The sequence below is a fragment of the Pseudoduganella chitinolytica genome (assembly GCF_029028125.1).
Classification (GTDB): Bacteria; Pseudomonadota; Gammaproteobacteria; order Burkholderiales; family Burkholderiaceae_D; genus Rugamonas; species Rugamonas chitinolytica.
This window is the reverse complement of sequence record NZ_CP119083.1, coordinates 2,337,946-2,359,120: the sequence shown is the minus strand read 5'-3', so window position 1 is coordinate 2,359,120 and position 21,175 is coordinate 2,337,946. Positions and strand designations below refer to the sequence as shown.

General features: G+C 70.6%; 2 protein-coding genes and 1 pseudogene. All 3 read left to right on the top strand.

Annotation, left to right across the window (positions count from 1 at the left end):
• Nucleotides 1–68 precede the first annotated feature (68 nt).
• Nucleotides 69–16,061, top strand: coding sequence for a non-ribosomal peptide synthetase (locus tag PX653_RS10330; protein WP_277417804.1), 15,993 nt, complete (start codon nucleotides 69–71; stop codon nucleotides 16,059–16,061).
• Nucleotides 16,058–19,564 (top strand): non-ribosomal peptide synthetase, encoded by a 3,507-nt coding sequence (locus PX653_RS10325; protein WP_277417803.1) that lies wholly within the window; start codon nucleotides 16,058–16,060, stop codon nucleotides 19,562–19,564. Before PX653_RS10330 ends, PX653_RS10325 begins: the two co-directional genes overlap by 4 nt.
• Nucleotides 19,565–19,794: 230 nt before the next feature.
• A pseudogene (locus PX653_RS28355) lies at nucleotides 19,795–21,174 on the top strand (condensation domain-containing protein); the annotation flags it as partial.
• Nucleotide 21,175: the final 1 nt, after the last annotated feature.

Below are 21,175 nucleotides of genomic sequence, written 5' to 3'. Positions count from 1 at the left end.
CCAGGGCGCAGCCAGCCGCCGGCCCTCGCGTTTTTTCATTGAACCATCGATAAGGAAGCCTCACGCCCATGAGAAGCGAAGTTCTGTATCAGTTGAGTTCGCCCCAGCATGCCATCTGGCTGGATCAGTCGCTCGCACCGTCCCTGCCGTGCTGCAATATCGGCGTCGTCGTCCAGGTGGATGGCGAGTTGGATGTGGCCCGGTTCGAGGCGGCCATCGGCCACGTCGCCCAGGCCAACGACGCCTTGCGCATCGTGCTGGAACAGGGCGGGGACGATTGCCTGCAGCGCTTCACGGGCGATGGCGGGGCCGTGCTGCAGTGCTTCGACTTCCAGGGCGTGGACGATCCGGAAGCCCAGGCCTGGGCGCACGTCAAGCACGTGTTCGGCACGCCGTTCGACGTGTACGGCCGCCGCCTCTGGCGCATGCAATGGATCGACGTGGCACCGGGGCGCGCGTTCTGGCTGTTCTGCTTCCACCACCTGGTCGCGGACGGCATGTCGATTTCGTTGATCGGCAATGCCGTGGTGGAGGCCTACAACCGCCTGCAGCGGGGCGAGCTACCCGATGGGCAGGAAATCGATGCATCCTACCGCGACTTCGTCGCACGCGATGGCGACTACTTCGCTTCGCCGCGCCATGACAAGGACCGCGACTTCTGGGCCGAACGTTTTCCGCGCCTGCCGGAGCCGCTGTTCGAGGGCAGCGGCAGGAAGAGGGGCGCGGATCGCCCTTGCGGGCAAGTGGTATGGCAGCTCGACCGGCAGGCGTATGCGCGGCTGGCCGAAGTCGCCGCGGCGGAGGGCGGCTCGAGCACGAACTTCCTGATGGCGGTGCTGGCCGCGTATTTCGCGCGCATCTTCAACCGGCGCGACGAGGTGGTCATCGGCATGCCGGTGCACAACCGCACGGGGGCGGCGCAGCGGCGTACGATCGGCATGTTCTCGTCGGCGATCCCGGTCGGCATCGCGGTCGATCCGGACCAGCCCTTCACCCGCATCCTGCAGGACGTGGCGGCCGAGTTGAAGCGCTGCTACCGTCACCAGCGCTTCCCGCTGGCGGCGATCCATCGCCGCCTGCTGGCGGGCACCAGCGACCGGCGCGGCCTGTTCGACGTGGCCCTGTCGGTGGAAGGGTTCATCGGCGACCTGCGCTTCGATGGCGCTGTCCGCACGACCGTCCATCCGCTGCACAACGGCTACGAACGGCAGCCGCTCGGCATCTACGTGCGCGACTACGAGCAGGAGAAGCCCGTCTATATCGAGTTCAACTTCGACCTGGACGTGCTGGCGCCTGAACAGGTGCGCAACCACGTCCGGCGCATCGAGTGCCTGACCCTGGCCGCCATCGCGGCGCCGCAAACGAAAGTGCGCGACCTGCCGGCGATGGACGAAGCCGAGCGCGCCCTGGTGACGGACACTTTCAACGACACGCGACGCGACTTCGGCGCGGATCTGCTGGTGCACCAGCTGTTCGAGCGGCAGGTGGCGCTCGGCCCGGATGCCGTCGCGCTGGAGTTCGACGGCGCGCGCCTGACCTACGCCGAGCTGAATACCCGTGCCAACCGGCTGGCGCACTACCTGCGCGAGCTGGACGTACAGCCGGACGACCGGGTGGCCGTGTGCCTGGCGCGTGGCCTGGACCTGGTCGTCGCCATCGTCGCCGCGCTCAAGGCCGGCGCAGCCTACGTGCCGCTCGACCCGGTGCTGCCGGACGAGCGCCTGGCCCACATGCTGCACGACAGCGCGCCGGTCGCGCTGCTGACCCAGTCGCACCTGCGCTCGCGCTTCGCGCTGCCCGATGGCGTGGCCTGCGCCGAGCTGGATGCGCCGTCGCCGTGGGCACACCATCCGGCCGACGACCCGGCGGCCGGCACGCAGACGCCGGACCACCTGGCCTACGTGATCTACACCTCCGGCTCGACCGGCCAGCCCAAGGGCGTGTGCATGCCGCACCGTGCCCTGGCCAACCTGCTGCGCTGGCAGCGCGACGACCTGCCGCTGCCGGCCCGCACGCTGCAGTTCGCGGCGCTGGGCTTCGACGTGGCGTTCCAGGAGATCTTCTCGACCCTGACCAGCGGTGGCACCCTCGTGCTGGTGGCCGAAACGGTGCGCCAGGACCTGCCGGCGCTGGCCGACTGGATGCGCGGCCAGGACCTGCAGCGCATCTACCTGCCGTACATCGCCTTGAACGGCCTGGCCGAGCTGTGGGCGCAGCAGGAGCGGCCGCTGCCGGCCCTGCAGGACCTGATCACGGCGGGCGAGCAGTTGCGTATCACGCCGTCCATCCGCCAGTTGTTCCGGCACGCGCCGCAGGCACGCCTGCACAACCACTACGGCCCGACCGAAAGCCACGTGGTGACGGCCCACGTGCTGGCCAGCCCCGCCGACGAGTGGGAAGACCTGCCGCCGATCGGCGCGCCGATCGCCAACAGCCGCATCTACCTGCTCGATGCCCAGGGCCAGCCGGTACCGCTGGGCGTGACGGGCGAGATCCACATCGGCGGCGTGCAGGTGGCGCGGGCCTACCTGGGCCGGCCGGACCTGAGCGCCGAGCGCTTCCTGGCCGATCCGTTCGTTGCCGGTACGGCCTTGCCGGGCGGCCGCCTGTACAAGACGGGCGACCTGGGGCGCTGGCGCGCCGACGGTACCGTCGAATACCTGGGCCGCAACGACTTCCAGGTGAAGATCCGCGGCTTCCGCATCGAACTGGGCGAGATCGAGACGCAGCTGGCGCGCATCGCCGGCGTGCGCGAGGCGGTCGTGCTGGCGCGCGAGGACGTGCCGGGCGAGAAGCGCCTGGTGGCCTATGTCGTCATGGAACCCGGCCTGGCGCCGGACGCGCTGGCGTGGCGCGAGGTGCTGGGCCAGGCGCTGCCCGAGTACATGCTGCCGGCCGCGTTCGTGCCGCTGGACGCGCTGCCGCAAACACCGAACGGCAAGCTCGATCGCAAGGCGCTGCCGGCGCCGGATGGCGCCGTGTTCGTGCAGTGCGCCTACGAGGCCCCGGCCGACGAGATCGAGCGCACGCTGGCGCAGATCTGGTCCGACCTGCTCGGGGTCGAGCGGGTGGGCCGCCACGACGGCTTCTTCGAACTGGGCGGCCATTCGCTGCTGGCGATCCGCCTGATCGAGCAGATGCGCCGGCGCGAGTGGTTCATCGATATCCGCGCGCTGTTCGCGCAACCGCAACTGGCCGCGCTGGCACAAGCCGTCCGCGCCGGCCGTCAATCGGGTCTCGCCGAAGTCGACGTGCCCGCCAACGCGATTCCCGCCGGTTGCACGGCCATCGTGCCGGACATGCTGCCGCTGGCAAGGCTGGACGCGCCGCAGATCGCCACGATCGTGCAGGCGACACCAGGTGGCGCCGCCAATATCCAGGACATCTATCCGCTGGCGCCGCTGCAGGAAGGCATCCTGTTCCACCACTTGCTGCAGAAGGCCACCGACACCTACGTGCTGCCGACCCTGCTGCATTTCGACAGCCGGCAGCGGCTCGATGCCTTCCTGGCGGCGCTGGACGAAGTCATCGCCCGTCACGACATCCTGCGTACCGCGGTGCAGTGCGAAGGACTGGACGAGCCGGTGCAGGTCGTCTGGCGCGAGGCCCGCCTGGACGTGGAGATGCTGGCCCTGGATGCGGCGGCGGGCGACGTGCCGTCCTGCCTGCAGGCGCACATCGAGCAGCCGCACGCACGCATCGACCTGCGCAAGGCGCCTATGCTGCGCGGCTTCGCGGCGGCCGATCCGGCCGGACCGGGCTGGTGGCTGCAACTGCTGTACCACCATCTCGCACTGGATCACACGGCGCTGGAGCTGGTCGTGGCCGAGGTGACGCTGCTGGTGCAGGGCCGTGGCAGCGAACTGGCGGCCCCTGTCCCATTCCGCAATTTCGTCGCCCAGGCCCGCCTGGGTGTCAGCGCCGCGGAACACGAAACGTTCTTCCGCCAGATGCTGGCCGACGTCGATGAACCGACGGCGCCGTTCGGGTTGCTGGACGTGCAGGGCGACGGTGCCCGCCTGGCGCAGGCCAGGCTGGCGCTGGCACCGCAGCTGTCCGCGCGGCTGCGCCGGGTGGCCAGGGACCGGGGTGTCAGCGCGGCCAGCGTGTTCCATCTGGCCATGGCACAGGTGCTGGCGGCAAGCACGGGCCGTGCCGACGTGGTGTTCGGCACCGTGCTGTTCGGCCGCATGCAGGGCGGTGCGGGGGCCGACCGGGCCATGGGCCTGTTCATCAATACGCTGCCGCTGCGGGTTCGCACCGACGTGGCTTCGGTGGCGGACAGCCTGTGCGAGACGCATGGTGCGCTGGTCGGGCTGCTGCGGCACGAACATGCGTCGCTGGCGCTGGCCCAGCGTTGCAGCGCGCTGCCGCCCGGCACGCCACTGTTCTCGGCGTTGCTCAACTACCGTCACAGCCAGATCCGGAGCAGCGACGTGGCGTTGCTGGAAGGCGTGCGCTTCGTCGGCGACCGCGATCGCACCAACTATCCCTTCAGCTTGTACGTGGACGATTTCGGCGACGACTTCGCCCTGACCGTGCAGGTGCATGACAGCGTGTCGGCGCCGCGCGTGGCAGCGTTCCTGCAGCAGGCCCTGGCCGGGCTGGTGCAGGCACTGGAACACGAGCCCGGGATGCCGCTGGCGGCGCTGGACGTGCTGCCGCCGGACGAACGCCGGCAAGTGCTGGATGACTTCAACGCCACCGCCACCGAATACCCGGCGGCGCTGCTGCACCAACTGGTGGAGCAGCAGGTGGCGCGCACGCCCGACGCGATCGCCGTGCGTTTCGAGCAATGCGAGCTCAGTTTTCATGAGCTGAACGGGCGCGCCAACCGGCTGGCGCGTCACTTGCGCACCCTGGGCGTGGGCCCGGATCGCACCGTCGCCGTGCTGCTCGAACGCAGCGAACGGATGGTGATCGCGCTGCTGGCGATCGTCAAGGCGGGCGGCGCCTATGTGCCGCTGGACCCGGGCTATCCGGACGACCGGCTGGCGCTCATGCTGCGCGACAGCGCGCCGCTGGCACTGCTGACGCAGGAAACCCTGGCCGGGCGCCTGGCCGATGGCGTGCCGCGGGTGCTGCTCGACACGGCGGCGAGCGACGCCATGCTGGCCGGCTACGTCGACAGCAATCTCGACCCGGCCGGCCTGGCGCCGGACCACCTGGCCTACGTGATCTACACGTCCGGCTCGACCGGCCAGCCCAAGGGCGTGATGAACGCGCACCGCGGCATCGTCAACCGCCTGCAGTGGATGCAGCAGGCCTATGCACTGAATCCGCAGGACGTCGTGCTGCAGAAGACGCCGTTCGGCTTCGACGTCTCGGTCTGGGAGTTCTTCTGGCCCCTGATGACGGGCGCCCGGCTGGTGGTGGCGCGTCCGGAAGGGCACAAGGACCCGCGCTACCTGGGCGAGGTGATCGAGGCGGCCGGCGTGACCACGCTGCACTTCGTGCCGTCGATGCTGCAGGTGTTCCTGGGCCAGCCGGAGCCCGTGGCACGCTGCGCCAGCGTGCGGCAGGTGCTGTGCAGCGGCGAGGCGCTGCCGGCGGCGCTGGTGCATGGCGTGCGCGCGGGGCTGCCGCAGGCGCAGCTGCACAACCTGTACGGCCCGACCGAGGCGGCGGTGGACGTCACCGCCTGGACCTGTACGGGCGAGGAGGGCACGGCGGTGCCGATCGGCCGGCCGATCGCCAACACGCGCATGTACGTGCTCGACGCGCAGGGCCGCCCGGCCCCGCTGGGCGTAACCGGCGAGTTGTACATCGGCGGCGTGCAGGTGGCGCGCGGCTACCTGAACCGTCCGGAACTGACGGCGGAGCGCTTCATGGCGGACCCGTTTGCCGGGGAACCGGATGCACGCATGTACCGCACCGGCGACCTGGGACGCTGGCGCGCGGATGGCGCGCTGGAATACCTGGGCCGCAACGACTTCCAGGTCAAGCTGCGCGGCCTGCGCATCGAGCTGGGCGAGATCGAGGCGCAACTGGTGCGCCAGCCGGGCGTGCAGGAGGCGGTGGTGCTGGCGCGGCCGGACGGCGCGGGCCTGGTCGCCTACCTGGTGGCCGAGCCCGGACTGGAGCCGGCCATGCTGCGCGCGCAACTGGGCAAGCACCTGCCGGACTACATGATCCCGGCCGCGTACGTGACGCTGGCGGCGCTGCCGCTGGGCCCGAACGGCAAGCTCGATCGCAAGGCCCTGCCGGCGCTGGACGGCACCGCGTTCGAGCGCCGCGCGTTCGAGGCACCGGTGGGCGAGGTGGAGCAAACGCTGGCGTCGATCTGGAGCGAGCTGCTGGGCATCGAGCGGATCGGCCGGCACGACCACTTCTTCGAGCTGGGCGGGCACTCGCTGCTGGCTATCCGCCTGCTCGAGCAACTGCGCCGGCGCGACTGGTCGCTGGATATCCACGCGCTGTTCGCGCATGCCGCGCTGGCCGACATGGCGCGGGCGATCGGCGCCGCCAACGACCTGGGCGGCGTGCCAGTACCGCCGAACGGCATCCCGCCCGCCTGCGCCGCCATCACCCCGGCGATGCTGCCGCTGGTGCGACTGGAGCAGGCGCAGATCGACACCATCGCCGGCGCGACGCCGGGCGGCGCCGCCAATATCCAGGACATCTATCCGCTGGCACCCCTGCAGCAGGGCATCCTGTTTCACCACCTGCTGCAAAGCGAGGGCAACGCCTATGTGCTGCCCACGCTGCTGGCCTTCGACGGCAAGGCGCGCTTCGATGGCTTCGTCGCCGCGCTGGACGCCGTGATCGTCCGCCACGACATCCTGCGCACGGCCGTGCATTGGCAGGGACTGGCCGAACCGGTGCAAGTGGTGTGGCGCCATGCACCGCTGCATGTCGAGAGGCTGGAATTCGATCCGGCCGACGGCGCGGTGGAAGCGCAACTGCTGCGCCACGCCGATCCGCGTCGCTACCGGCTGGACGTGACGCGCGCGCCGCTGCTGCACGGCTTCGCCGCATTCGATCCCGTCGGCCAGCGCTGGCTGCTGCAGCTGCTGTACCACCACCTGGTAATGGACCACACCACGCTGGCAGTGCTGACCGGCGAGATCGCCCTGATCCAGCAACAGCGCGACGCCGAATTGCCGGTGCCCGTGCCCTATCGCGACTTCGTCGCCCATGCCCGCCTCGGCACGAGTGAAGCGGCGCACGAGACCTTCTTCCGCGCCATGCTGGCCGACGTGGACGAGCCGACCGCGCCGTTCGGCATCCTGGACGTGCAGGGCGACGGTTCCCAGGTCGAGCAAGCCACGCTGGCGCTGCCCGCCGCACTGTCGGCACGGCTGCGCCAACAGGCCCGGGCGCGCGGGGCCAGTGCCGCCAGCCTGTTCCACCTGGCGTGGGCGCAGGTCCTGGCGCAATGCACGGGCCGCGACGACGTGGTCTTCGGCACCGTGCTGTTCGGGCGCATGCAGGGCGGTGCCGGTACCGACCGTGCCGTCGGGATGTTCATCAACACCTTGCCGCTGCGGGTCGCGTTGGGTGACGTCGGCGTCGAGCAGGGGCTGCGCCAGGTGCAGGTCGCACTGGCCGACCTGCTGCGGCACGAGCATGCCGCCCTTGCGCTGGCGCAGCGCTGCAGCGGCCTGGCCGCCGGCATGCCGCTGTTCTCGGCCTTGCTGAACTATCGCCACAGCCACAGCGCCGGGACGCACGACGTCGAAGTGCTCGAAGGCGTACGCTTCCTCGGCGTGCGCGACCGCACCAACTATCCGTTCGGCCTGTACGTGGACGACCTGGGACAGGACTTCGCCCTGACCGCGGAGATCCACCGTTCGGTCTCGGCGGCCCGCATCGTCGGTTTCGTGGCGCAGGTGCTGGAGGGACTGGTCCAGGCGCTGGAGCAGGCGCCGGAGACGCCACTGTACGCCATCGGTGCGATGTCCGCGCAGGAGCGCGCGCTGGTCCTGCATGGATTCAACGACACCGCCGCCGCGCACGACCTGCCGGCCCTCGTGCACGCGACCTTCGAGCAGCAGGCCGCGGCCCATCCGGGCCGGATCGCCGTGGAGCTGGGCGACGAAGTGCTGACGTATCGGGCCCTGAACGAACGGGCCAACCGCCTCGCAAGCCACCTGCGCGACCTCGGCGTGGGCCCGGATCAGCGCGTGGCCGTCTGCGCCGAGCGCAGCCTGGAGATGGTGGTAGCCATCATCGCCACCTTGAAGGCCGGTGGCGCCTACGTGCCTCTCGATCCGGCCATGCCGGACGAGCGCCTGGCGCGCATGCTGGCGGACAGCCGTCCGGTCGCGCTGTTGACCCAACGCTCCCTGACCGCGCGCCTCGATGCCGGCGCGGCTGCCATCGTGCTGCTGGACGACCCGGCCCCGGCCTGGGCCGGCGCGCCGGCGCTCAACGTGCCGGTGCACGGCCTGTGCGGGGAGCACCTGGCCTACGTGATCTATACATCCGGTTCCACCGGCGTGCCGAAGGGAGTGGCGATGCCGCATAGCGCGCTGGTCAACCTGCTGGCCTGGCAGCGCGGCCAACTACCCGAGCCGGCGCGCACGCTGCAGTTCGCCGCGCTCGGCTTCGACGTGGCATTCCAGGAGATCTTCTCGACGCTTGCCGGCGGCGGTACGCTGGTGCTGCTGCGCGAAGCGTTGCGCCAGGACCTGCCGGCGCTGGCCGACTGGCTCGGCGGGCAATCCATCGAGCGGATGTTCCTGCCGTATATCGCGCTCGACAACCTGAGCGAGCTGTGGTCGCAACGGAGCGCGCCCCTGCCGCTGTTGCGCGACCTGGTCACCGCGGGCGAGCAGCTGCGCATCACGCCGGCCATCCGGCGCATGTTCGACAAGCATGCCAGTGCGCGCCTGCACAACCACTACGGGCCGACCGAAAGCCACGTCGTCACCGCGCACGTGCTGGCGGGACCGGCGCAAGCGTGGGAAGACCTGCCCCCGATCGGCCAACCGATCGCCAACAGCCGCATCTACCTGCTGGACGCGCACCGCCAGCCGGTCCCGCTGGGCGTGCCCGGCGAGATCCATATCGGCGGCATGGCGGTGGCGCGTGGCTACCTGGAGCGCCCGGAACTGAGCGGGGAACGCTTCCTTGCCGATCCGTTCGTGCCAGGCGGTCGCATGTACAAGACGGGCGACCTGGGTCGCTGGCGTGCCGACGGCACGCTCGACTACCTGGGCCGCAACGACTTCCAGGTCAAGCTGCGCGGCTACCGCATCGAACCGGGCGAGATCGAAACCCAGCTGGCGCGCCTGCCCGGGGTGCGCGCGGCGGCCGTGCTGGCGCGCCAGGACCGGCCGGGTGAGACGCGCCTGGTGGCTTACGTGGTGGCGGAACCGCCGGCGCGGCCGGACCCGGCCTGGCTGCGCGAGCAATTGGGCGCGCGCCTGCCGGACTACATGGTACCCGCCGCTTACGTGCTGCTCGACGTGCTGCCGCTGACGCCCAACGGCAAGCTCGATCGCAAGGCGCTGCCGGCACCCGAGGCCGATGCGCAAGTCCGGCAGGCGTATGCCGCGCCGCAGGGCGAGACGGAGCAGGCGCTGGCGCGGATCTGGTCGGCCTTGCTGGGTGTCGAGCGGGTCGGTCGCGATGACAGCTTCTTCGAACTGGGCGGTCATTCGCTGCTGGCGGTGCGGCTGGTGTCGCAATTGCGCCAGCAGCAGGGCATCGAACTGCCGCTGGCTGCGCTGTTCGCCCACCCGCGCCTGGCCGAACTGGCCGGTGCCGTGAGCGGCGCCGCCCCGACGGCGCTGGGCGCCATCGTGCCGGTGGACCGGACGGCGCGGTTGCCGCTGTCGTATGCGCAGCAGCGCCTGTGGTTCATCGACCGCATGGATCGCAATGCCAGCGCGGCCTACCACATCCATGGGGCATTGCGCCTGCGCGGTCCGCTCGACCGCCCGGCGTTGCAGGCAGCGCTGGATGGCGTGATCGCGCGCCACGAAGCGCTGCGCACCCGTTTCGTCAGCGTCGACGGCCAGCCATGGCAGGCGATCGACCCGGCCCGTCCGTTCGCGCTCACGCAGCACGCCGCCGATCCGGCCGCGCTGGAGGAGCAGTGCGCGGCACTGGCCGCGCTGCCGTTCGATCTGGCCGAGGGAGCGCCGATCCGCGCCCACCTGCTGCACCTGGCCGACGACGACCATGTGCTGCTGCTGGCGATGCACCACATCGTCTCCGACGGCTGGTCGCTCGGCGTGCTGGTGCGCGAGATCGCGGCCGGTTACCGGGCCGCGCGCCAGGGCGTGGCGGCTGCGTTGGCGCCGCTGCCCATCCAGTATGCCGATTACGCGGCGTGGCAGCGCCAGTGGCTGCAGGGACCGCGCCTGCAAGCGCGACTGGCGGAGGGCGTGGCGCAGTTGCAGGGCGCCCCCGAGCTGTTGACGCTGCCCACGGACCGGCCGCGTCCGGCCGTGCAGGACTATCGGGGCGCCAGCATCGAGGTCGGCCTGGACGCGGACCTGAGCCGCGCCTTGCGCGATCTCGGCAACCGGCATGGCACGACGTTGTACATGACCGTGCTGGCCGCCTGGGCGGCCGTGCTGGCGCGCCTTGCCGGCCAGTCGCAAGTCGTGATCGGCAGCTCCCATGCCGGTCGCAACCGCGTCGAGGTCGAGCCGCTGATCGGCTTCTTCGTCAACACACAGGCGCTCAAGATCGACGTCGCCGGCGCAGCCACGGTGGCTGCACTGCTCGCACAGGCCAGGCAGGCCGCGCTGCAGGCGCAGGGCTTGCACGACCTGCCGTTCGAGCAACTGGTGGAGGCAATCAATCCCGCGCGCTCGATGGCGCATCACCCGCTGTTCCAGGTCATGCTGACGTGGCATAACACGCCGGATGCAGCGCTGGAGCTGGCCGGCCTGGCCGTGGAACGGCTGCGCGGCGGGCAGGCCAGCGCCACCTTCGACCTGGCGCTGGACTTCGAGGAAGTGGGGAATGGCATCGCCGGCCAGCTCAATTACGCGACGGCGCTGTTCGACGAAGGTACGGTGCGCCGCTACTGGGGCTACCTGCACGCCATGCTGCGTGCGATGGTGGCGGACGAGGGCCAGGAAGTGGCGCGCATCGCGCTGCTGGACGAGGCGGAGCGCACGCAGCTGCTGTACGGCTTCAACGCGACCGAACGGACCCACGGTGCCGCGCAGCCGGTCCACGTCCTGTTCGAACGGCAGGCGGCTGCCCGGCCGGACGCGGTGGCGCTGGAACACGACGGGCGCCAGGTGCGCTATGGGGAGCTGAACGCGCGCGCCAACCGGCTGGCGCACCGCCTGCGCGCACTGGGCGTGCGGCCGGACGCGCGCGTCGCCCTGTGCATGGAACGATGCATCGACGTGATCGTGGCCATGCTGGCAACCCTCAAGGCGGGCGCTGGCTACGTGCCGCTGGACCCGGCGCAACCCGTGGAGCGGCTGGCGCACATGCTGGTGGACAGTGCGCCCGTCGTGCTGCTGACACAGCAGCCATTGCGGGAGCGTTTGCCGGTGCCGCCGGGCTGCCACGTCGCCACCCTGGACAGCCTGGACCTGGACGGTTTGCCGGAGCACGATCCAGGTTGCGCCGAAGTGGGCCTCGCCGCGTCGCACCTGGCCTACGTGATCTACACGTCCGGCTCCACCGGCACGCCGAAGGGCGTGATGGTCGAGCACCGCCAGCTGTGGCACCAGGTGGCGGCACTGCGCGAGCTGTATGGTGTCACGCCGGCGGACCGGGTCCTGCAGTTCTGCGCGCTGACCTTCGACGTGTCGGTCGAGGAAATCTTCGGCACCTTGCTGCATGGCGCCACGCTGGTGCTGCGCACCGATGCCTGGGTCACCGATCCGGCCGGCTGGTGCCGGCTGTGCGCCGAGCACCAGCTGACCGTCGCCAACCTGCCGACCTTGTTCTGGCAGCGCATGGCGCTGGAGCCGGACGTCGCGATGCCCGCGCAGCTGCGCCAGATCGTCATCGGCGGCGATGCGGTTGGCGGCGCCGCGCTGGAGGCGTGGTGGCGCCGGCCGGGCCATCGCCCCCTGCTGGCCAACGCCTACGGCCCGACGGAAACCACCATCAACGCGACCGTGGCCCGTTGCGCTGCCACGGATGCGCCGGGCAGTATCGGCCGTCCCGTGCCGGACAGTCGCGTCTATGTGCTGGACGACGGGCGGCAGCCGGTGCCGCTGGGCGTGGCCGGCGAGATCTACATCGGCGGTGCGCATGTCGCGCGCGGCTACCTGAACCGCCCCGAACTGGACGCCCAGCGCTTCCTGCCCGACCCGTTCGTGGCGGGCGGGCGCATGTATCGCACCGGCGACCTGGGGCGCTGGCACGCCGATGGCACCGTCGAATTCCTGGGCCGCAATGACTTCCAGGTCAAGATCCGCGGTTACCGCATCGAGCTGGGCGAGATCGAGACGCGGCTGGCGCAGCTGGAAGGCGTATCCGAGGCCGCGGTGCTGGCGCGCGCGGACCGCCATGGCGAGAAGCGCCTGGTGGCCTACGTGGTCGGCACGGTGGATGCGTCGCAACTGCGTGAACAACTGGCCCGGTGGCTGCCGGACTACATGGTGCCGACGGCGTACGTGGCGCTCGATGCGCTGCCGCTTACCGCCAACGGCAAGCTCGATCGCCAGGCGCTGCCCGCGCCGGGCGCCGCCGCACTCGTGCAGCGTGCCCATGAGGCACCGCAGGGCGAGGTCGAGCAGGTGCTGGCGCGGATCTGGTCGGCGCTGCTGGGTGTGGAGCCGGTGGGGCGCCAGGACAGCTTCTTCGAGCTGGGCGGCCACTCGCTGCTGGCCGTCAGGCTGGTTTCGCAACTGCGCCAGCAGCTGGGCGTGGAGCTGCCGCTGGCGGCACTGTTCGAGTCGCCGCGGCTGGGCGAGCTGGCGCGCGAAGTCGCGAGTGCCGCTCGCAGCACGCTGGCGCCCATCGTGCCGGCGGACCGTTCGGCACCGCTGCCGCTGTCGTACTCGCAGCAGCGGCTGTGGTACGTAACGCAGATCGATGCGCAGGCCCACACGGCGTATCACATCCCGGGCGCGCTGCGCCTGCGCGGCACGCTCGACAGGACGGCATTGCAGGCGGCCGTGGCGCGCATCGTCGAGCGCCACGAAATCCTGCGCACGCGTTTCGTCTCAATCGAAGGCCAACCCCGCCAGGTCGTCGCTGCCGCGCAAGGGTTCGCACTGCGGTTCTCCGACGTGGCGGGGCAAACGGACGAGGCACTGCAACGCATCTGCCACGACGAGGCCACCGCGCCATTCGACCTGGCCAACGGACCGCTGCTGCGCGGCCACCTGCTGCGCTTGGCCGACGACGAACACCTGCTGCTGGTGACGATGCACCACATCGTCGCCGACGGCTGGTCGCTGAGCGTGCTGGCGCGCGAGTTCTCGGCGCTGTACGCGGCATTCCGCGAGGGTGCGCCGGACCCGCTGCTGCCGCTGGCGCTGCAGTACGGCGACTACGCGGCCTGGCAGCGCACCTGGCTGCAGGGTCCCGTGCTGCAAGCGCAGCTGCAGTACTGGGTGGACCAGTTGCTAGGCATTCCGGAACTGCTGGCACTGCCGACCGACCGGCCCCGTCCCGACACCCAGGACTACCGGGGCGCGACGCTGCCGGTCGCGCTGGACGAGCGGCTTGGCCGCGCGCTGCGCGCGTTGGGCCAGCGCCACGGCACCACGTTGTACATGACCGTGCTGGGGGCATGGGCGGCCGTGCTGACGCGCCTCTCCGGCCAGTCGCAGGTGGTGATCGGCAGTTCGGAAGCAGGGCGCAATCGCGCCGAACTGGAGCCGCTGATCGGCTTCTTCGTCAATGCCCAGGCGATCCGTTTCGACCTGGAAGGGGAAGTCAGCGTGGCCGCGCTGCTGGCGCAAGCCCGGCGGCTGGCCCTGCAGGCGCAGGCGCATCGCGACGTACCGTTCGAGCAGGTGGTGGAAGCGCTCAACCCGGTGCGCTCGATGGCGTACAACCCGGTCTACCAGGTGCGGCTGGCGTGGCAGAACACGCCCGAGGTACGCCTGGCGCTGGCGGGGCTCGGCCTGGACAGCGTCGGCAACCAGGCTGGCAGCGCGCAGTTCGACCTGTCGCTCGACCTGGAGGAAGATGGCGAGCGCATCGTCGGCCAGCTCAATTACGCCACCGCGCTGTTCGACGCGGACACGATCCGGCGCCACTGGGGCTACCTGGAGGCGGTACTGCGGGCCATGGTGGCGGACGACGGCCAGCGGATCGACCGCATCGCGCTGGCGGACGAAGCGGAACGGGCGCGCGTGCTGCACGGCTTCAATCCAGCGCGGAGTGCCTACCCGGACGATACATTGATCCACGCGCTGTTCGAAGCGCAGGCGGCGGCGCAGCCGGACGTGCTGGCCGTGGCCTGCGCCGGGCAGGAACTGCGCTACGGCGCGCTCAACGAGCGGGCCAACCAGCTGGCGCATCACCTGCGCGCGCTGGGCGTACGGCCCGACGACCGGGTCGCCGTGTGCGTCGAACGCAGCGTCGACATGGCGGTGGCGCTGCTGGCCACGCTGAAGGCGGGCGGCGCCTGCGTGCCGCTGGACCCGATCCATCCGGACGAGCGCATCGCGCACATGCTGGCCGACAGTGCGGCGGCCGTGGTGCTGACGCAGGCGCGCCTGCAGGAGCGCCTGCCGGCGGCGCGCAATACCGTCGTGCTGGATGCCGTGCCATGGCAGCAGGCTGCGTGGGGAACGGCGCCCACCGCCAATCCGGATCCAGCCGCGGTGGGGCTGGACGCCGCGCACCTGGCCTACGTGATCTATACGTCGGGTTCCACCGGCACGCCCAAAGGGGTGATGGTCGAGCACCGCAACGTGCTGACCTTCCTGCGCGGGCTGGAACAGCGCATCCACGGACCGGGGCCAAACTGTCGCCGCATTGCCTGGAACTCGTCGTTCGGCTTCGACATGGCCGTCAAGGCGTGGGGCCAGCTGACGACGGGACGCAGCGTCTACATCGTGCCCGAGCCCACCCGGCTCGACGCGGGTGCGCTGCTCGCGTTCGTGGAGCGGCACGCCATCGAAGCGATGGAATGCACGCCGTCGCACCTGCGCATGCTGCAGGGCGCCGGCTTCCCGGGCCAACGCGGCCGGTCGCTGCGCAAGCTGCTGCTGGGCGGCGAGCCCATCGACGCCGCGACCTGGCGCGTGCTGGCCGGGTCCGAAGGCGTGGCGTTCTTCAATATGTATGGGCCGACCGAGTGCAGCGTGGACGCGGCCTGCGGCCCCGTGGCGGGGGACGTGCCCAACGTGGGCCATGTGATGCCGGATGCGCGCATCTACCTGCTGGACGCGCATGGCCAGCCGGTGCCGCTGGGCGCACCCGGCGAGATCCATATCGGCGGCGCCGGTGTCGCGCGCGGCTACCTGCACCGCCCCGAGCTGACGGCGGAGCGCTTCGTGCTCGACCCGTTCGCGGCAACGGAGCAGGCGCGCATGTACCGCACCGGCGACCTGGGACGCTGGCGCGCCGACGGGACCATCGAATACCTGGGCCGCAACGACTTCCAGGTCAAGGTGCGCGGCTTCCGCATCGAGCTGGGCGAGATCGAGACGCGCCTGGCGCGCCTGTCCGGCGTGCGCCAGGCGGTAGTGCTGGCCCGCGAGGACAGCCCGGGCGACCAACGCCTGGTCGCCTACGTCGTGCCCGACCCACTGGTGCCGGCGCCCGATCCCGCCGCGCTGCGCTCCCAGCTGGCCGCGCAACTGCCGGAGTACATGCTGCCGGCATCGTATGTAGTGCTGGAGCGCTTGCCGCTGACGCCGAACGGCAAGCTCGATCGCAAGGCGTTGCCGGCGCCGGAGGGGCAAGGCCTGGTGCAGCGCCAGTACGAGGCACCGGTCGGCGCGGTGGAGCAGGCGCTGGCGGCCATCTGGGCCCAGTTGCTGGGGGCAGAACGCGTGGGCCGCCATGACAACTTCTTCGAACTGGGCGGTCACTCCGCCCTGGCCATCCAGGTGATCTACCAGATGAGCGAAAGGCAGCTCCAGGCGGACGTGCAGATGGTGTTCAACGCACCGAGCCTCGCGCACCTGGCCGCCGCAACCATTCAACTTGAGGAGGTCGAGCTGTGAGTGCACTGGAATTGCTGGACAAGCTCGATGCCTGCGGCATCGCGGTGCGGGTAAAGGGCGACAAGCTGGCGCTGATCGGCGACCAGCGCCAGCTGGCCGACCAAGGCCTGATGGCGTCGTTGCGGTCGCACAAGGACGACCTGATCGAACTGCTGAAGCGGCGCGCCGGCGGCGACACGGCCGGCGGCATCCCGGCAGGCACGCTGCATATCGTGCCGGACATGCTGCCGCTGGTGGCGCTGGATGCGGCGCAGATCGAGCGGCTGGTACAGACGACACCCGGTGGCGCGGCCAATATCCAGGACATCTATCCGCTGGTGCCGCTGCAGGAGGGCATCCTGTTCCACCACCGCGTGCAGACGACGGGCGACACCTACGTGCTGCCGACATTGCTGCGTTTCGACAGCCGGCAGCGGCTGGACGCCTTCATGGAAGCGCTGAACGACGTGATCGCGCGCCACGACATCCTGCGCACCGCGGTGCATTGGGAGGGGCTGCCGGAGCCGGTGCAGGTGGTCTGGCGCCAGGCCCGCATCGACCTGCGCACGCTGGAATGCGAGCCGCATGGCGGCGATGCCGTGGCGCAGTTGCAGGCCCATGCCGATCCGCGCCGCGAACGGCTCGATGTGCGCCAGGCACCGATGCTGCGTGCCTACACGCTGTTCGATGGCGCCACCGGCACGTGGCTGATGCAGCTGCTGCACCATCACCTGGTGCTAGACCACACTGCTTCCGAACTGCTGATTGGCGAGATCGTGCTGCTGTTGCAGGGCCGGCGCGCCGAGTTGCCCGAGCCGGTGCCGTTCGGCCGCTTCGTCGCCCAGGTACGGCAGGGCATGGGGACGGCCGACCATGAGGCGTGGTTCCGGCGCATGCTGGGCGACGTGGACGAGCCCACCGCCCCGTTCGGGCTGCTGGACGTGCAAGGCGACGGCTCGGCCGTGCGGCGCTACGCCGCGCGCGTGGAACCCGCACTGGCGGCGCGCCTGCGGCGCCAGGCCAAGGCGCGCGGCGTCGGCGCGGCCAGCCTGTTCCACCTGGCATGGGCGAGGGTACTGGCCTGCTGCGCGGGGCGCGCCGACGTGGTGTTCGGCACCGTGCTGTTCGGCCGCATGCAGGGGGCGGCGCAGGCGGCACGCGCGATGGGCATGTTCCTCAACACGCTGCCGCTGCGCGTGCGCATGGACGACGACGTCGAGCAGGGCCTGAAGCGCACCCATGCCGCGCTGCTCGAACTGCTGCGGCATGAGCACGCGCCGCTGACGCTGGCGCAACGCTGCAGCGGGCTGCCCGCCAACGTACCGCTGTTTTCCAGCCTGCTCAACTACCGCTACAGCCACGCAGGCGACGGCGACGGCGGCGCCATCCTGGAAGGCATCGAGCACCTGGGTGGCCATGACCGTACCAACTATCCGTTCGTGCTGCACGTGGACGACCTGGGCGAAGGCTTCGAGCTGACGGCGGAAATCGACCACACGGTGGCCGCGCCGCGCGTGGTGGCGTTCCTGCAGCAGGCCCTGGCCGGGCTGGTGCAGGCACTGGAACACGAGCCCGGGATGCCGCTGGCGGCGCTGGACGTGCTGCCGCCGGACGAACGCCGGCAAGTGCTGGATGACTTCAACGCCACCGCCACCGAATACCCGGCGGCGCTGCTGCACCAACTGGTGGAGCAGCAGGTGGCGCGCACGCCCGACGCGATCGCCGTGCGTTTCGAGCAATGCGAGCTCAGTTTCTCTGAGCTGAATGCGCGCGCGAACCGGCTGGCGCGCCACCTGCGCAGCCTGGGCGTGGGCCCGGACCGCACCGTCGCCGTGCTGCTGGAACGCAGCGAACGGATGGTGATCGCGCTGCTGGCGATCGTCAAGGCGGGCGGCGCCTATGTGCCGCTGGACCCGGGCTATCCGCACGACCGGCTGGCGCTCATGCTGCGCGACAGCGCGCCGCTGGCACTGCTGACGCAGGAAACCCTGGCCGGGCGCCTGGCCGATGGCGTGCCGCGGGTGCTGCTCGACACGGCGGCGAGCGACGCCATGCTGGCCGGCTACGTCGACAGCAATCTCGACCCGGCCGGCCTGGCGCCGGGCCACCTGGCCTACGTGATCTACACGTCCGGCTCGACCGGCCAGCCCAAGGGCGTGATGAACGCGCACCGCGGCATCGTCAACCGCCTGCAGTGGATGCAGCAGGCCTATGCACTGAATCCGCAGGACGTCGTGCTGCAGAAGACGCCGTTCGGCTTCGACGTCTCGGTCTGGGAGTTCTTCTGGCCCCTGATGACGGGCGCCCGGCTGGTGGTGGCGCGTCCGGAAGGGCACAAGGACCCGCGCTACCTGGGCGAGGTGATCGAGGCGGCCGGCGTGACCACGCTGCACTTCGTGCCGTCGATGCTGCAGGTGTTCCTGGGCCAGCCGGAGCCCGTGGCACGCTGCGCCAGCGTGCGGCAGGTGCTGTGCAGCGGCGAGGCGCTGCCGGCGGCGCTGGTGCATGGCGTGCGCGCGGGGCTGCCGCAGGCGCAGCTGCACAACCTGTACGGCCCGACCGAGGCGGCGGTGGACGTCACCGCCTGGACCTGTACGGGCGAGGAGGGCACGGCGGTGCCGATCGGCCGGCCGATCGCCAACACGCGCATGTACGTGCTCGACGCGCAGGGCCGCCCGGCCCCGCTGGGCGTAACCGGCGAGTTGTACATCGGCGGCGTGCAGGTGGCGCGCGGCTACCTGAACCGTCCGGAACTGACGGCGGAGCGCTTCATGGCGGACCCGTTTGCCGGGGAACCGGATGCACGCATGTACCGCACCGGCGACCTGGGACGCTGGCGCGCGGATGGCGCGCTGGAATACCTGGGCCGCAACGACTTCCAGGTCAAGCTGCGCGGCCTGCGCATCGAGCTGGGCGAGATCGAGGCGCAACTGGTGCGCCAGCCGGGCGTGCAGGAGGCGGTGGTGCTGGCGCGGCCGGACGGCGCGGGCCTGGTCGCCTACCTGGTGGCCGAGCCCGGACTGGAGCCGGCCATGCTGCGCGCGCAACTGGGCAAGCACCTGCCGGACTACATGATCCCGGCCGCGTACGTGACGCTGGCGGCGCTGCCGCTGGGCCCGAACGGCAAGCTCGATCGCAAGGCCCTGCCGGCGCTGGACGGCACCGCGTTCGAGCGCCGCGCGTTCGAGGCACCGGTGGGCGAGGTGGAGCAAACGCTGGCGTCGATCTGGAGCGAGCTGCTGGGCATCGAGCGGATCGGCCGGCACGACCACTTCTTCGAGCTGGGCGGGCACTCGCTGCTGGCTATCCGCCTGCTCGAGCAACTGCGCCGGCGCGACTGGTCGCTGGATATCCGTGCCCTGTTCGCCCATCCGGGGCTGGCCGGCATGGCCGCCGCCGTCGAGCTGTCACACCTCCCAGGCGGCACCGTCATGGAAGTGCCGCGCAACGGCATTCCGCAAGCGTTCGCCGCATTGAACGACAACAACGAAGAAACCCAAGACATCGAGGAATTCAGACTATGAACGTGGACGTTGCAAGCAAGAGTGCCGCAGCAAAGGCGCTGATCGAGCTGTTCGATGCAAACAAGGTCGAGGTACGGGTGGAGCACGGGGAACTCGTCATCAAGGCGCTACGTGGCGTGATGACGCCGGCCGTCGTCACGTCGCTCAAGCTGCACAAGCGCGAGTTGCTGGCGTGGGCCGCGGGACGCCCGACCGAGGAGCACGAGCAGGCCCTCGCGGCGCGGCCCCAGATCACGCCGGACATGCTGCCGCTGGTGCGCCTCGAGCAGGCCCACATCGACCGCATCGTGCAGGCGACGCCCGGTGGCGTCGCCAACGTCCAGGACATCTATCCGCTCACACCGCTGCAGGAAGGCATCCTGTTTCACCACCTGCTGCAGCAGGAAGGCGACGCCTACCTGAACCGCCTGTCGATGAGCTTTGCCGACCGCGCGCTGCTGGACCGCTTCGTGGACGCGATGAACCAGGCGATCGCGCGCCATGACGTCTTGCGGACCGCGCTGCAATGGGACGGCCTGGAGGACCCCGTCCAGGTGGTCTGGCGCCAGGCCCGCCTGGAAGTGCAGACGTTGTCGTTCGACGGCGGCGATGTGCTGGGACAGCTGCAAGCCCACGTCGATCCGCGCCGCTTCCGGATGGACGTGCGAAGCGCCCCGCTGATCCAGTGCTTCGCCGCGTTCGACGGCGAAGGGCAGCGCTGGCTGCTGCAGCTGATGTATCACCACCTGGTGATGGACCACATCACGCTGGAACTGCTGGTCGACGAGGTGGTGCGGATCCTGCAGGGCCGCGCCGCGGAGTTGCCGCCGCCCGTGCCGTTCCGGAATTTCGTCGCGCAGGCACGGCTTGCCAACAACAACGCCGCGCATGAACGGTTCTTCCGCGAGATGCTGGGCGACGTGGACGCGCCCACGGCACCCTTCGACCTGCTGGACGTGCAGGGCAACGGCGCCAACACGGTGCAGGCGCGCCAGGCCCTCGATGCCGCGCTGGCGGAGCGGGTGCGCCGGGTCGCGGCGGCGCGCGGGGTCAGCGCCGCCAGTGTCTTCCACCTCGCGTGGGCGCAGGTGCTGGGTGCCTGCACGGGCCGCGCCGACGTGGTCTTCGGCACCGTACTGTTCGGCCGCATGCAAGGCGGCGCGGGTGTCGACCGGGCGATGGGCATGTTCATCAACACGCTGCCGCTGCGTGTGCAACTTGGCACGCACAGCGCGCAGCAAGGCCTGGAGGCCGTGAACCGCACGCTGGTCGAGCTGCTGCGCATGGAACACGCGCCGCTGACGCTGGCGCAGCGCTGCAGCGCGCTGCCGGCCAACACGCCGCTGTTCTCGGCCTTGCTGAACTATCGCTACAGCCGCCCGGAAGCGCTGGACGAGAACGACGTCATCGAAGGCATCCGCCATATCGAGAGCCGCGACCAGACCAACTATCCGTTCGTGCTGCACGTGGACGACCTCGGCCAAGGCTTCCGACTGACCGCGGAGATCGTCGATACGGTATCGGCCGAACGCGTCCTCGGCTTCGCGCAGCAGGCCGTGGCCAGCCTGGTCGGCGCGCTGGAGCGTGCGCCGCAAACGCCGTTGCAGGCGCTGGCCGTACTGCCTGCGCGCG